The organism is Rhizobacter sp. (assembly GCF_046595475.1).
In the GTDB taxonomy this organism is placed as follows: domain Bacteria; phylum Pseudomonadota; class Gammaproteobacteria; order Burkholderiales; family Burkholderiaceae_C; genus Rhizobacter.
In genome coordinates this window covers 1-13,591 of the sequence record NZ_JBKJOQ010000084.1, presented here as the reverse complement: position 1 = coordinate 13,591, position 13,591 = coordinate 1, and the positions used below count along the sequence as shown (strand labels likewise).

Sequence of the window (13,591 nt, the reverse complement as noted above, 5' to 3'; positions counted from 1 at the left end):
CCGCTCCGTGTAATTCCTCATGAAACGTTTCATCTGGCCGCCTACGATGGCCAAAACCCCCCGCAGGAGAGCACCCCATGGCCCGCATTCCCTACTTCGACATGGCCCAGGCGCCCGAGCAATACCAAGCCTTGCTCAAGTCGCGCAACCCGCTCAACCTCTACCGCATGCTGCCGCACGCCGGCCCGTCAGCAGCGTCGGGGTTTCTGGCGCTGGGCTCGGCGCTCTTGCGTGACAACGAGCTCGACTCGCAGCTGCGCGAGATCGCCATCCTGCGCGTGGGCATCTTGAGCAAGGCGAGCTACGAAGTGCACCAGCACAAGCGCGTGGCGCGCAACGTGGGTTTGTCGGACGAGAAGGTCGCGGCGCTGGAAGTCAATGCCGACACCTCGGTGCTCACCGACGACGAGAAGCTGGTGCTGAATTTCACCGACGTCGTGTTCCGTGAGGTGAAGGCACCGGATGCGCTGTTCAACGCCGTGGCCGCGCGCTTCGGCCACCGCCAGACGGCCGAGCTGGTGTTGACGATCGGCTTCTACATGCTGGTGAGCCGGTTTCTGGAGAACTTCGAGGTGGACATTGAGCCGGCCGGCACGTTCAAGTAGGCCAGCACACCAAGCCCCGCTGAGACACGCGACTCACGACTCAAAGACTGCACCATGAGCCCCAACTCCCTAGACCCCAGCCGCCAGATGCACCCAGAGACTTTCGGCCAAGTGCCCGGCCGTGGCCGCATGCAGGGCCGCCGCGTGCTCATCATTGGCGCCGGCCAGCGCGTGATCCCTGAAGACAACCCGCCCATAGGCAACGGCCGCGCCATCTCGGTGCTGTTCGCCCGCGAAGGCGCGAGCGTGGTCTGCGCCGACATCTCGGCCGAAGCCGCGCAAGCCACCGTCGACCAGGTGAGGGCCGAAGGCGGCACCGCGTTTGCAGAAGTGGCCGACGTGAGCGATGTGTCGGTGATTGCGCCACTGGTGCAGCGCGCCGCGCAACAACTGGGCGGCCTCGACGGCTTGGTGCTCAACGTGGGCATCTCGCATGGCCTGCCACTCGCCAAGATCACGCCTGAAACCTGGGACAAGGAATTCGCCGTCAACCTGCGCAGCCACATGTTTTTCTCGCAGGCGGCACTCGAAGTGCTGGAGCCCGGCAGCGCCATCGTGCTGATGTCGTCGCTGGCCAGCCTACGCAACGCGAGCCGCAACCCGGCGTATGAGTCTTCAAAGGCGGCGCAGGTGTCGCTCGCCCGCGCCATCGCCGTGGCCGGCGAAGCCAAGGGCATACGCTGCAACGCCGTGCTGCCAGGCCTGATGGACACGCCCATGGGCCGCGACGCCACCCGCCGCCGCCCCAACCGCGCGCTGTCCGTGCCCTTTGGCCGCCAGGGCACGGGCTGGGAGGTGGCCTACGCCACGCTGCACCTCATGTCGCATGAGTCCAGCTACACCAACGGCCATGCACTGCTGCTCGACGGGGGCTTGAGCATCGGCGTGGTGCGCGCGCCCATTTGAAGTTCAGAATCGACGCCCTATGAACACCATGAAAGCCGCCGTGCAAGCGGGCGCAGACGGCCTGCGCATCGAAGAGGTGAGCCTGCGGCAGCCAGGCGTCGACGAGGTGCTTGTGCGCGTGCGCGCTTGCGGCCTCAACCGTGTTGACATCGGCATGGCTGCCGGCCAGGCCCACGGCGCCCAGGGCGGCCCCGGCACGCGGCTGGGCATCGAGTGGGCCGGCGAGGTGGCGGCCACGGGTGCCGGCGTGCAGGGGCTCAAGCCAGGTGACCGCGTGATGGGCTCAGGCGCTGGCGCCTTTGCCGAGTACGCCTTGGCTGACAAGGGCCGCGTGATGCCCATCCCGTCCACAAGCATGAGCTTCGAGCAGGCGGCCACCTTGCCAGTGGCGCTGCAGACCATGCACGATGCGCTCGTCACCAATGGCCAGCTGAAGGCCGGCGATGCCGTGCTGATCCAGGGCGCCTCATCGGGCGTGGGGCTGATGGGCATGCAGATCGCCAAGCTGCTGGGCGCCGGCCTGGTGATCGGCAGCTCGACCACGCCCGAGCGCCGCATGCGCTTGAAAGACTTCGGCGCCGACCTCGCCATCGACAGCCGCGACGAACACTGGCCGCAGCAGGTGCTGGCCGCCACCGCTGGCCTGGGCGTCGCCCTCATCGTCGACCAACTCTCGGGCGCGCAGGCCAACGCCAACATGCGCGCGTGTGCCGTGCACGGGCGCATCATCAACGTGGGCCGCCTGGCCGGCACGCGGGGTGATTTCGATTTCGATCTGCATGCGCTCAGGCGCATTCAGTACGTGGGCGTGACCTTCCGCACCCGCAGCGTGCAAGAAGTGCGGGTCGTCTACGAGCGCATGCGCCAAGACCTTGGCGAGGCGCTCGCCGCAGGCCAGCTCTCGCTGCCCATAGACCGCAGCTTCCCCTTCGAAGAGGCCGCGCAGGCGCTGGCCTATATGGCTCGCAACGCACACTTCGGCAAGGTCGTGCTGACCCTGCCCTGATGCGCGACACCACCACTTCTCCAGCCCCACCCGCACGGCCAATCGCCCCGTTGTGGCTGCTGAGTGCGCTGCCCGCAGTCGGCCTCTTTTCGTCATCGGCCTACCTGCCTTCGCTGCCGGCCATGGCGCGTGACTTCGGCGTGCCCATCGGCCAGGTGCAGCTCACCGTCACCGCCTACCTCGCGGCCATGGCGGCCTTCATGCTGGTCGTGGGGCCCTGGAGCGACCGCGTGGGCCGGCGCCGCGTAGGGCTCATCACGCTGGTGGTCTTCATGCTCGGCAGCGTGGCGGCGTGGTGGGCCAACAGCATCACCACACTCATCGTGGCGCGCATGGTGCAGGGCATAGGGGCGAGTGGTGGCATGGTGCTGTCGCGCTCGATGGTGCGCGACGCGATGAACGACGTAGACGCCGCCCGCGCGAGCGCGCACCTGGGCATGTCAATCGCCATCGCACCCATCGTGGCACCCATGGTCGGTGGGCTGGTGCAGCAAAGCTTCGGCTGGCGGGCCAACCTGCTGCTCTTTGCGGTGATGGGCGGCGTGCTGTGCGTGGGTGCGGTGCGCGGCCTGGTCGAGACGCTGCCGCCCGAGCGGCGCCACCCCCATGGCGGTTTCATGTCCCTCGTGCGTGGCTATGTGCAGCTGCTGCGCGCCAAGCGCTTCATGGCCAACACGCTGCCGGTGGCCATCGGCGCGCTGGCCATCTTTGCCTACAACACGCAAGCGCCGGTGCTGCTGATCGGCGATCTGCACGTGAGCGCCGCCGCCTTCGGCATCTACGGCGCCATGCCGCCCATCGGCTACGTGCTGGGCAACTTCATCACCAGCCAGATCGCCGGGCGGGTGGCGCAGCGCCGCCTGATCGAATCGGGTTGTGTGCTGATCGTGTCGGCGGGCGTGCTGGTCGCGGTTCTCAGCGCAATGTTCGGCCCCGTCGCGCCCCTTATCGCCCTGCCGATGATGCTGTTCGGCCTGGGCAACGGCCTGGTGATGCCCACCGCCACGCTGCGCAGCATGAGTGTGGCGCCCACGCTGGTGGGCTCGTCGTCGGCCCTGTCGAGCTGCCTGCGCATGGGCGCGGGCTCGCTGGGCAGCTTGCTGGTGGTGAGCCTGCCAGTGCGCAGCGCCTTTGGCATCGGCACGCTCGTCGGGCTGATGGGCCTGATGGCACTCGCGGCGTTCTTGCTGCTCTCACGCGGCGAGCACTGAGCCCAGCCTTCTGAATAGAGACAAACCACTAGGTCGGGCACAGTGCCAAAAAGTAGCGCGACGAAATGCGCGGCCGTAGAACACCACTCGTAACAAGAAGTGTTTCAAGTAACCACTTGCAGGCAGACTTCACCGATCGGCCCACGAGGCCTCAATCTCGACGTCACACACGCCATGAACCGTTTGATTCTTGGGGCATCGATCGCCCTCATCGCCCTGTCTTCTCACGCCAAAAGCACCGAGGTCAGCGCGGCAGACCAGGCACGCTTGCGCGCCCTCAGCCAAGACGAATACCTGGCCCTGATCTACACCGTGAACGAGTGCAGGCTCACCCCCAGCGCCCACACGGCAGCGGCCCTGCTCAAGTCACCCGCCATGCCCGGCATCACCGCGGCCTTGGCGCGCCGCGATCAACCCGCCCCGGTGCTCGACCAGGCGGCTTGCGCTTCGCTCATCAAGCTCTGAACGGCTCAGCGGGCCTTGCCGCCCTGCACTGGCCCGCACGATTGCCGCTCGATGAAGTGGCAGTCGATCATCACGCTGCGCGGTGCATCACCGCTGCGGCCCTGCAAGCGCGACAGCAGCAGCTCGGCGCCTGCTGTGGCCGCGGCCTCCAGGTCCACGCGCAGAGAAGTGATAGGCGGCGCGTAGTGACCCGCGAAGTCGGGGTCGCCCAGAGCCACCACTGACACGTCTTGCGGTATGCGCAGGTGCTGTGCGCTGATGGCGTTGAGCGTGTCGTTCAAGATGCCGGTGCCCATGGCAACGATGGCGGTCGGCCGGTCTGCGCGCTGAAGCAGCGCGCGCACGGCATCGAAGGCCGGGCTCATGGCGCTGGGCAGCCGCACGATCACATCTTCATCGGCCGTGAGGCCTTGCGCGCGCAGGCCGGCCCGAAAGCCCTCGATGCGCCGGCGCATCGGCCGGGTAGGCGACTGCGTCACGATCAGCGCGATGCGGCGGTGGCCCAGGCCGGCCAGGTGCGCCACCACGCGCTTCATGCCCGGCACGTGGTTGAAGAGCACGCTGTCGGTGGCGTTGGTCGTGGCCATGTCGCGGTCCAGGATCACGGTGGGCACGCCCAAGCCTTGCACCGCGGCCAGCACCTCGCGGTCACGCTCATTGCCCGGGGCGATGAGCACACCGTCCATGCCACGGCTCTTGAAGGTCGAGAGGATGTCGATCTCGCGTTCGGCGAGGTTCAAGCTGTTGGCCAGCAGCATCATGTAGCCCGCACTGCGCAGCTGCTCTTCCAGCGCTCGAAACAGCTTGGCGTACAGCGGGTTGCTCACGTCGGTCAACAGGCAGCCGATGGTGCGCGTGGTACGCAGGCGCAGCGACTGCGCTGCGTGGTTGGGCCGGTAGGCGAGCTGGGCAATGGCCTCGTCAACCTTGCGCCGCGTCTCGGCCGTCACGTTGTCGACCTTGTTGATGACGCGCGAAGCGCTGCCCAGAGACACCCCGGCCAGCTCGGCCACATCGCGAATGCTCACAGTTTTCGGTTTGGGAACACGTGGCATGTGAGGGCGCGGCGGGGAGCAAAGGAGGCGCGAGAATTGTAGGTGCCATGTCTGCCGCTCCCACCAAGAAGGCCAGCCCTAAGAAGCGCCGCACCCCTGCCACGAAGGCAGCGGCCACGCCACGCTCTCACCACTATCACGTGTACGTGGTCGAGCTCGCCGACCCGGTGTGGAACAACGCGCGCTTTCGCGCGGCCAACCCTGACTACACGCTCGGCAAGCCCTTCGTTTATGTCGGCATGACCGGCCTAGACCCCGATCTGCGCTTTGACAAACACAAGGCCGGGATTCAATCGAACCGCTATGTGTTCGAGTACGGCTTGCGCTTGTTGCCGCAGCTGTACGAGGTCTTCAACCCCATGCCGTATGACGGGGCGCGCGACATGGAGGTCGAGCTGGCGATTGGGTTGCGGGAGAAAGGATATGGGGTTTGGCAGGCCTGAGCCGCGCGAGCAATCGCTCTTAGACCAGTGGCCGTCATGACGAGACTGCATCTCGCTGGCGAATTGACTGAGCCAGTAGCTCGCAGGCCAAACGGTCTATCTCCCCATGCATGTGCAACTTGCTCAGCCAAGAAGCCGGTATGGCGTCAGCGCCGTAGTAAGCCCCGGCGATCTGCCCTGTAATGGCGGCTGTCGTGTCGGCATCGTCACCGAGATTCGCCGCTTGAAGGACTGCCTCCTCAAACGACGCCGTATTCATGAAACACCACAGGGCGGCCTCCAAGGAAGCAACGCAATAGCCCGATCCGGTGACAGCTGACACCGGCTTGCAAAGAAAGTCTCCCGCAGCCAGCAACCTGACGGCCAGTGTTTGAACTGCCAGATTCGACGCCGGGAACAGATGCTCCTTAGGCAGCCCCTGGAGGGTTCGCGCCAGCAAGTCGCCGAACAGCTCGCTACATTCGATTGCCTCTGGCGCCGCGTGGGTGGTCGCCGTGCTGAGACGCGCATAGCGGCGGACAAGCGCAAGGTCATGGCCGAAAAAAAGAATCACTGGGGCCAACCGCATTAACGCACCGTTGCCGGCCGTGTTCGGGTCTGTCGAACCAGCCATAGGATCTTGCGAGACCTGATACCGCTGCAATGCTTTGGCAACCGTCATTCCGATGTCAAAGCATTCATCTGTTGAACTGAGGTAGCCCCATTGCCACCAGTTGACGTAGCGATTCATCTGATCCACGGCATCGAAGCCGTGACAGTAGAGCAAGCTGGTCGCCAAGCACAGCGCCATAGAGGTGTCGTCCGTCCACTGGCCAGCGGCCAACTCAAACGGCCCACCCCCGATCATGTCAGTCATTGGCTCAAAGCTTCCACGCATGCTGAACTCCACCGTCGTCCCCACGGCGTCGCCGCAAGCCAGGCCCAGCAAGCTCCCGCGATAGCGATCTCGCAGCGTCGTCATTCGCTCCCCCGCGGGCTGAAGGTACGTGGGAATAACACGGCCTTGGCGCGATCCTTCAAGCGGTAACCCATGGGCGGCCGATTGGATTCGCTCTGGACCACACCCACTTCGTCCAGGAAATCTGCGGCCACCATACGGGTACGAAAGCCGCTTTTGTCCACCGGGCGGCCAAGCACCACCTCGTACATGCGCTGCAACTGCGGCAGCGTGAAGGGCTCGGCTAGCAAGAACGCCGGCAACGAGGTGTACTCGACCTTGCTGCGTAGACGCGCCACGCCAGCCCGCAGGATCTCGTCGTGGTCAAAGGCGAGCTTGGGTTTCTGCAGCAGAACGTCCACGCCGAACCAGGCCACGTCGCTGGCGTTGGCGCCCTTTCGCAGCACAACCCCTTCGCCTGCAATGAGCGCGAAGTACGCGTGCGTGGCCGACCAGCCGCGCGGGTCGCGCGTGGCGCTGCCCCAACTACCCAGTTGCTCTAGGTACGGGCTCGTGACCGCCGTCTTTTCCTGCAGCTTGCGGCGCGCGCAGGCCACCAGGTCGGTGTCGCGGCCAACGTCCACAAAGCCGCCCGGCAAGGCCCACAGGCCTGGGTGTGGCTCACGCGTGTCGGCCGGCCGGCGCACCAGCAGCACTTTCAGGGTGTCATCCTGCACCGCGAAGATCACCACGTCGACGGTGGTGTAAGGGCGGGGGAAGTCGAGCGGGGTGTGTTTCTTGGCAGACACGTTGGGCCCTGGGGAAGCGCTGCTTCTTGACAGCCGCCGGAGTGTAGGTTGTACTGTGCATCTTAAACAAGATGCTCAGCACAACTTTTACAGCACCGGCGCAGCACAAACGCCCTTATCCAGTGCGATCGACTCATGAAGACCCACAACCTGGCGCCGGCGTTAGCTTCATTGAGGCGTTCTCCCCCAATAAGGAATGCGCGGGCTTCGTCGCCCGCGGCGAGCGCCTGGGCTATGAAGCGACAGGCATCCTGACGATCATCGGGCAGCGCATCTATGAAGAAGTGCGCAACACCGACCGCGTGACGGCGAGCGCAGCATGCTCGCCTTCATGGTCTACCAGAACGACAACTTTGATGGCGGCTGCACCGGCTTCGGCTGGGCGCCAGTGGAGCCCGTGCGCGGCGCGGCTTTGGTCTTCGCGCGCCACCTGCGGCGCCGCGGTCAGCCGCGGTCTGAAGTACGCGCTTCGCTCCGATGTCGTCTACCGCTTGGCATAAAGCCTGCGGCGGCGAGTGCATGCATGACTCCACAACAACAAGGAAAACAAAAAATGAACACCAAAAATTTCCCCACCGCCACCAGCAAGTTTCTGAGCCTGGTGTTGCGGCACGAACCCGAACGCATCGGCCTGACGCTGGACAGCGCAGGATGGGTGCTAGTCGATGACCTGCTGGTCAAGCTCTCCCGGGCCGGCAAGCCGGTCAGCCGAGAGCTGCTACAGCAGGTGATCGACACCTCAGACAAGCAGCGCTTTGCCCTGAGCACTGACGGCCTATCGATCCGCGCCAACCAAGGCCACTCGGTCGAGGTTGATCTGGCCCTGGCGCCGCAAGTGCCACCCGAGTTGCTATACCACGGCACGGCCACCCGCTCGCTCGACTCCATCTTGAAAACGGGCTTGAGCCGGGGCGCGCGCCACCACGTGCACCTGACAGAGCGCCCGGCCACCGCCGTGGCGGTGGGGCAGCGCTATGGTGCGCCGGTAATGCTGCGCATAGCGGCACTGCGCATGCACCAAGCAGGCCATGTTTTCTTCTGCACGGCCAACCAGGTGTGGCTAAGCGACACGGTGCCACCCGAGTTCATCGAGGTCACGCCATGACGGACACCGTGGTGCTCTACCGTCCCACCGGCGACGAGGAGCTCGCACTGGTGGCCCGCAGTGGCTACCGCCGCTGGCCGCCGCGCCTAGCCGAACAGCCGATCTTCTACCCGGTGACCAATGAACAGTACGCGATCGAGATCGCGCGCGACTGGAATGTGCCGGCCGGCGGGGTCGGGCATGTCACCCGATTCATGGTCGAGAAGGCCTTCATGGACCGCTACGACATCCAGCGCGTCGGCGGGAGCCACCACACGGAATGGTGGATACCAGCTGAAGACCTCGAAGCGCTCAACGATTGCATCTTTGGCCAGGTCGAAGTCATACGAAGCTTCCGGGCCACCACCACACCACAAAAACTCCAAGAGAACCTCCATGAAGCCCCTCCCGACAGAACGCCATGACGGCCAGGCGGCCCGCTGGCCGGCGGCCGGCCAGCACATCCTTGCGCAGCACGACGAGCACAGCGTCATCGTGTACCAGGCCTACCAGCCCTCCACCGGGCACTACGCCGCTCGCCACGGTCGCCTTGGCGGGCCCGATTTCTCGTTCAACCGCATGAGCTGGATCAAGCCCAACTTCCTGTGGATGATGTACCGCTCGGGCTGGGGCACCAAGCCCGGGCAAGAGGTAACGCTCGCCCTGCGCCTGCCGCGGCCTTTCTTCGAGTCGCTGCTAGAGCAGGCCGTGCCTTCGAGCTTCATGCCGTCGATGTACCTCAGCACAGAGGCGTGGCAGGCCGAAGTCGCCACCTCCGAGGTCCGCATGCAATGGGACCCCGACCACGCGCCTGATGGCAGCAAGCTGGAGCGCCGCGCCATCCAGCTCGGGCTGCGCGGTGACGCGCTGAAGGCCATGGCCGACTGTGCGCTGCTCGAGGTGATCGACATGTCTGATTTCGTCGCCGAGCAGCGGCAGTTCGCAACCGCCCACACCCACCAGTTGCTGACGCCGCTGGAGACCGTGTTCGAACCCCGCAGCGCCAAGGCCAGGGAGCGCGCTTGCACATGAATCGAGCCCAGCGCACCACGCTCGCACTCGACACCCTGCGCATCGTGGAGAGCGGGCACTACAACACCGCAAGTGGCCAATCAGTCAGCATCGCCGCCGCCACGGCGCAATGCCGCGACCACACGCGCCTCTTTATGCCTGACGAACTGCAGCAGATCGCTGCCGACCTGCCACTTTCGGGTGAGCGCATCGACACGCGCTTCGACGTGGCCAACGAGACCACTTTGATGGGAGCCCGCCGTCTGGCCACAGCCACAACCGAGCGCGTCGGCGTGCTCAACTTCGCGTCGGCACGCAACCCGGGTGGCGGCTTCCTAACGGGCAGCCAGGCGCAAGAAGAGTCTCTTGCGCGCACCTCGTCCTTGCATGCCTCGCTGACGAGCGATGCGGCCACCCCGTTCTATGAGTTCCACCGGCGCGAAGCGTCGGCCCTGTATTCGGACCGAATGATCCTTTCGCCCGACTGCCCGGTCTTTCGCGACGACGAAGGCGGGCTGCTTCCCTCGCCCTACAACATCACCTTGCTGACTAGCCCGGCGCCCAACGCGCGCGCCTTGCGCGAGAACGACCAGCAGGCACTGCCCCAGCTCGCTGCCGTGCTGTCTCAGCGTGCAGGTCGCGTGCTAGCGCTCGCCTTGCACGCCGGGTGCAGACACTTGGTCTTAGGCGCATGGGGCTGCGGGGTATTCGGCAACGATCCCACGCTGGTCGCCCGAATCTTTGCCCAACACCTCGCGGGCGCGCGCCTGGGTGGGAAATTCAACAACGTACGTTTTTCCGTCCTTGATGACTCACCCGGCGAGCTCACTCTGGCAGCCTTCCGCCATGAATTCGCCTGAGAGCCGATCACGGCCCCTCGGTCAAGCCCAAGAAGTGATCCAGCATGTGGAAGTGGTCGTCATGGAACTGGTCTTCCAGCGCCAGCAGCTTCTCGATCGGCACCCACTCCACCGCCTGCGCATCGTCATCGGCTTGCACTTCGGGCAGCTCGCGTTCGCCCAGGTTGAAGTAGTGCGCGTGGGTGATGGTGCGACCGCGCAGGCTGCGGTCAGGGTGGTCGAACACGGCGGCAGCCACCAGGCAGTTGCGCATGGTCGTGTCGAGCAGGCTCAAGTGGGTCTCTTCTTTCAGCTCGCGCAGGCACGATTGGTAAGCCGTTTCACGCAGCTCGATGAAGCCCCCCGGCACCGCCCACAAGCCGCGGCCCGGTGCGCGGCCGCGCTGGATCAGCAGCACGCGGTCGGCGCAGCGCACCACCGCATCGACCGTCACGAACACCGGCGGGTAGGGCGCGCTGGCCCACGCGGCGGCGTACTGTCGCAGCATGCGCCACTCCTCGGCGAGGCGGGCGAAAAAGGGCAGCGACACCCAGGCGCGGATGAAAGCCAAAGTGGTGGCCGGCGCCTGGTCGGTGAGCGCCGCAAGCGTGGGTTCTATCGCATCACCGGCCGATGAAAACAGCGCGTCGCGCAGGTGCGTGCCATCGGCCGCGCCCACGCGGTCGACCGACACCACCGCCCAGCTGCTGAAGGCGCGCAGGTACTCGCTGGTGGCGTCCTTGTAGTGGCCAACCAGGGCCACACGCTTGTCGTTGCCGCCACCCAAGGCCTCTACGCCGGCGTGTACCGCTTGCACCCAGCGTGCCTCGTCGTAGTAATCACGCACCGGCAGAAACTGCACCCGCTCGCGCTCTTCGGGCGTGAGTGCCAGGCGGACCATCTCCGCGCGCTCCTGCCAGCTGAAAGGGTTCTTCGGCGTGCGCGCCTGGTGGGCCGAGCCGATCACCATCACCACCTGCGGCGCCAACGCGAGCGCGCGCTGCAGCAAGGCGAGGTGGCCGTTGTGAAACGGCTGGAAGCGGCCGACGTAAACGGCCACGTCATGGGGTGCGGTCATGGGAGCTTTCAAACGTGTTTGGCAGCGATCGGCATTTGCCGGCCAGTGCCGAAGGAGCGTGCGCGCACGCGGATGATGGGGGGCGACTGGCGGCGCTTGTATTCGTTGCGAGCGATCATGCCGCGAATGCGCTCGACCAAGGCGTTGCCCGCCGTGTCAGCGCGCTGGCGCTCCACGAAAGCAGTCGCCTGCGCAAATTCCCACGCCGCCAGGCGCTTGCCTTCGATCAGCACCTTCAAGATCTCGTCGAGCACCGGGTAAGGCGGCAGGCTGTCGGTGTCTTTCTGGTCGGGTGCGAGCTCGGCAGACGGCGGCTTGTCGATCACGATCTGCGGGATCAGCTCACGGCCGGCCGCTTCGTTCACGTAGGTCGACAAGGCGAACACCTCAGTCTTGTAGAGGTCGCCCAGCAGGCCCAGGCCTCCGTTGGTGTCGCCGTACAGCGTGCAGTAACCCACCGACAGCTCAGACTTGTTGCCGGTGGTCAGCAGCATGTGGCCGAAGTGGTTGCTGTACTCCATCAGGATGGTGCCGCGTATGCGCGCCTGCAGGTTCTCTAGCGGCAGCCCCTTGAGTGGCGGGCCGAAGCTGGCCTCGAACTGGCGCGCATACACAGCTACCGCTTCCTTGATCGGGTGCGTGTGCAGCACGATGCCCAGGTTGCGGCACAAGGTGACGGAATCGCTCACCGAGCCGGTGGATGAAAACGACGACGGCATGGTCACGCCGACCACGTTCTCCGCGCCCAGCGCCTGCACGGCGAGCGCCAGCGTGAGCGCGCTGTCGATGCCGCCCGATGAGCCGACCACCACCTGCCGAAAGCCGCAGCGCCGCGTGTAATCGCGCAGGCCCAGCACGATCTGCGCTTGGTAGAAGGCCAGCGTGGGCAAGCCTTTCGGCGCGACCGCGGGCAGCGCCTCACCGCTGCGCGACAGGAAGTGGCCGTGCTCGAAGCGCAGCGTGCACACATCTTCCACAAAGCGCTGCGCCTCGTAGACCACGCCGCGCTCGGGCTCCACCGCAAACGAGGCGCCGTCGAACACGATCTGGTCCTGCCCGCCGATCTGGTTGACGTACAAGATGGGCAGGCCATGGCGGCGGCTCGCATCGCCGAACACCTGGTGGCGCTGCTCGCGCTTGCCAATGTTGGAGGGGCTGGCGTTGATGCTCACCACCAGGTCGGGCGCGGCATCGCGCATGCGCTCGAAGGGGTTGACGTGGTAGTCGAGACCTTCATCGTTCCAGCCGTCTTCGCAGATCATCAGGCCGACCTGCGCATCGCCTATGCGCAGCACACGCGCCACATCAGGCCCAGGCTCGAAGTGGCGATGCTCGTCGAAGATGTTGTAGGTGGGCAGCAGCTGCTTGGCATAGCGCAGCACGATGTCGCCAGCCTTGATGACCAGCAGCGCGTTGTGCAGACGCTTGCCCGGGCCCTCGCGCGGCACCGGCGCACCGATCACCCAGTGCAGGCCACGCAGCTCGCGCGAGGCGTGTTGCAGGCTCGCAATGCCGGCGGCCACGCGCGCCATGAAGAGCGGCTCGTCGAGCAGGTCGCCGGGGTAGTAGCCGGTGAGCGACAGCTCCGAGAAGACGACCAGGTCTGAGCCTTCGACGGCCGCGTGCTGGGCCGCTGCGATCATCTTCAGCGCGTTGCCTTCGATGTCGCCGACGAAGTAGTTCAGTTGCGCGACGGTGATGTTGAGCATCAGAGTTCCTTTACGTCATTTCTTTCACATTGAAGACCTGCCGCAGGTAGGCGAGAAAGGTCTCGTCCTTGCACAGCGTCTTGCCTGGTGAGTCTGAGAGCTTGGCCACCGGCTGGCCGTTGCACTGGGTCAGCTTCATCACGATGTTGAGCGGCGTTTGCCCCACGTCGTTGCTGAGCGAGGTGCCGATGCCAAAGCCCAGCTGCGTGCGGTCGGCGAAGTGGCGGTAGATGGAAAAGGCGGTGGGCAAATCGAGCCCATCGGAAAACACCAAGCGCTTGGTGCGCGCGTCTATGCGCAGCTTGGCGTAGTGGGCCAGCGCCTTCTCGCCCCACACCACCGGGTCGCCCGAGTCATGGCGCAGGCCGTCAAAAAGTTTAGCGAAATACAGGTCGAAGTCGGCGATGAAGGCATCCATGCCGACCACGTCGGTCAGCGCCGTGCCGAGGTCGCCGCGGTATTCCTGCACCCAGGCCTCGAGCGCGGCCTTCTG

The 13,591-nt window shown here is 65.5% G+C and carries 16 protein-coding genes; 10 read left to right on the top strand and 6 right to left on the bottom strand.

Annotated features, from left to right (window positions below):
• Positions 1–77 precede the first annotated feature (77 nt).
• From AC30QB_RS14385 to AC30QB_RS14365, 5 genes are all read left to right on the top strand, one after another.
• A complete protein-coding gene (locus AC30QB_RS14385) occupies positions 78–605 on the top strand; it encodes a carboxymuconolactone decarboxylase family protein (RefSeq protein WP_489546919.1) in 528 nt (175 codons plus the stop codon).
• A gap of 54 nt (positions 606–659) precedes the next feature.
• The gene (locus AC30QB_RS14380; RefSeq protein WP_489546918.1) at positions 660–1,511 is read left to right on the top strand and encodes an SDR family NAD(P)-dependent oxidoreductase; all 852 of its coding nucleotides are present in this window, start codon (positions 660–662) and stop codon (positions 1,509–1,511) included.
• A gap of 19 nt (positions 1,512–1,530) precedes the next feature.
• Positions 1,531–2,517 carry a quinone oxidoreductase family protein gene (locus tag AC30QB_RS14375; RefSeq protein WP_489546917.1) on the top strand — a complete coding sequence of 329 codons (987 nt, stop codon included), beginning with the start codon at positions 1,531–1,533 and terminating at the stop codon, positions 2,515–2,517.
• Positions 2,517–3,728, top strand: a complete 1,212-nt coding sequence (locus AC30QB_RS14370) for a multidrug effflux MFS transporter (protein WP_489546916.1) — start codon at positions 2,517–2,519, stop codon at positions 3,726–3,728. The genes AC30QB_RS14375 and AC30QB_RS14370 overlap by 1 nt, the downstream gene beginning before the upstream one ends.
• A 174-nt stretch (positions 3,729–3,902) precedes the next feature.
• A complete protein-coding gene (locus AC30QB_RS14365; RefSeq protein ID WP_489546915.1) occupies positions 3,903–4,193 on the top strand; it encodes a hypothetical protein in 291 nt (96 codons plus the stop codon).
• A gap of 5 nt (positions 4,194–4,198) precedes the next feature.
• On the opposite strand, the gene AC30QB_RS14360 is transcribed toward AC30QB_RS14365, so the two are convergent.
• Complete coding sequence (locus AC30QB_RS14360; RefSeq protein WP_489546914.1) at positions 4,199–5,248, bottom strand: LacI family DNA-binding transcriptional regulator; 1,050 nt, start codon at positions 5,246–5,248, stop codon at positions 4,199–4,201.
• Positions 5,249–5,295: 47 nt separating this feature from the next.
• Between AC30QB_RS14360 and AC30QB_RS14355 the strand changes: the two genes are divergently transcribed.
• Positions 5,296–5,691, top strand: a complete 396-nt coding sequence (locus AC30QB_RS14355) for a hypothetical protein (protein WP_489546913.1) — start codon at positions 5,296–5,298, stop codon at positions 5,689–5,691.
• A 34-nt stretch (positions 5,692–5,725) separates the two neighbouring features.
• Here AC30QB_RS14355 and AC30QB_RS14350 read toward each other — a convergent pair whose 3' ends face one another.
• Together AC30QB_RS14350 and AC30QB_RS14345 are read right to left on the bottom strand one after the other, a co-directional pair.
• Entirely contained in the window at positions 5,726–6,652 is a 927-nt protein-coding gene (locus tag AC30QB_RS14350) for an ADP-ribosylglycohydrolase family protein (RefSeq protein ID WP_489546912.1), read from the bottom strand.
• Positions 6,649–7,377, bottom strand: a complete 729-nt coding sequence (locus tag AC30QB_RS14345; protein WP_489546911.1) for an NUDIX hydrolase — start codon at positions 7,375–7,377, stop codon at positions 6,649–6,651. Before AC30QB_RS14345 ends, AC30QB_RS14350 begins: the two co-directional genes overlap by 4 nt.
• A gap of 553 nt (positions 7,378–7,930) precedes the next feature.
• On the opposite strand from AC30QB_RS14345, the gene AC30QB_RS14340 reads away from it, so the two are divergent.
• The 4 genes from AC30QB_RS14340 to AC30QB_RS14325 are packed head-to-tail and all read left to right on the top strand — an operon-like array spanning position 7,931 to position 10,332.
• Complete coding sequence (locus AC30QB_RS14340) at positions 7,931–8,482, top strand: RNA 2'-phosphotransferase (RefSeq protein ID WP_489546910.1); 552 nt, start codon at positions 7,931–7,933, stop codon at positions 8,480–8,482.
• Positions 8,479–8,886, top strand: a complete 408-nt coding sequence (locus AC30QB_RS14335) for a hypothetical protein (RefSeq protein WP_489546909.1) — start codon at positions 8,479–8,481, stop codon at positions 8,884–8,886. Before AC30QB_RS14340 ends, AC30QB_RS14335 begins: the two co-directional genes overlap by 4 nt.
• Complete coding sequence (locus tag AC30QB_RS14330; RefSeq protein ID WP_489546908.1) at positions 8,858–9,493, top strand: DUF4291 domain-containing protein; 636 nt, start codon at positions 8,858–8,860, stop codon at positions 9,491–9,493. Before AC30QB_RS14335 ends, AC30QB_RS14330 begins: the two co-directional genes overlap by 29 nt.
• Complete coding sequence (locus AC30QB_RS14325; RefSeq protein WP_489546907.1) at positions 9,490–10,332, top strand: TIGR02452 family protein; 843 nt, start codon at positions 9,490–9,492, stop codon at positions 10,330–10,332. Before AC30QB_RS14330 ends, AC30QB_RS14325 begins: the two co-directional genes overlap by 4 nt.
• A gap of 7 nt (positions 10,333–10,339) precedes the next feature.
• Here AC30QB_RS14325 and AC30QB_RS14320 read toward each other — a convergent pair whose 3' ends face one another.
• From AC30QB_RS14320 to AC30QB_RS14310, 3 genes are all read right to left on the bottom strand, one after another.
• Complete coding sequence (locus AC30QB_RS14320; RefSeq protein WP_489546906.1) at positions 10,340–11,389, bottom strand: bifunctional nicotinamide-nucleotide adenylyltransferase/Nudix hydroxylase; 1,050 nt, start codon at positions 11,387–11,389, stop codon at positions 10,340–10,342.
• Between the two features lie 8 nt (positions 11,390–11,397).
• Positions 11,398–13,098, bottom strand: coding sequence for an NAD+ synthase (locus AC30QB_RS14315; RefSeq protein WP_489546905.1), 1,701 nt, complete (start codon positions 13,096–13,098; stop codon positions 11,398–11,400).
• Positions 13,099–13,108: 10 nt separating this feature from the next.
• A partial coding sequence (locus tag AC30QB_RS14310; protein ID WP_489546904.1) for a beta/alpha barrel domain-containing protein occupies positions 13,109–13,591 on the bottom strand: 483 nt, incomplete at its 5' end.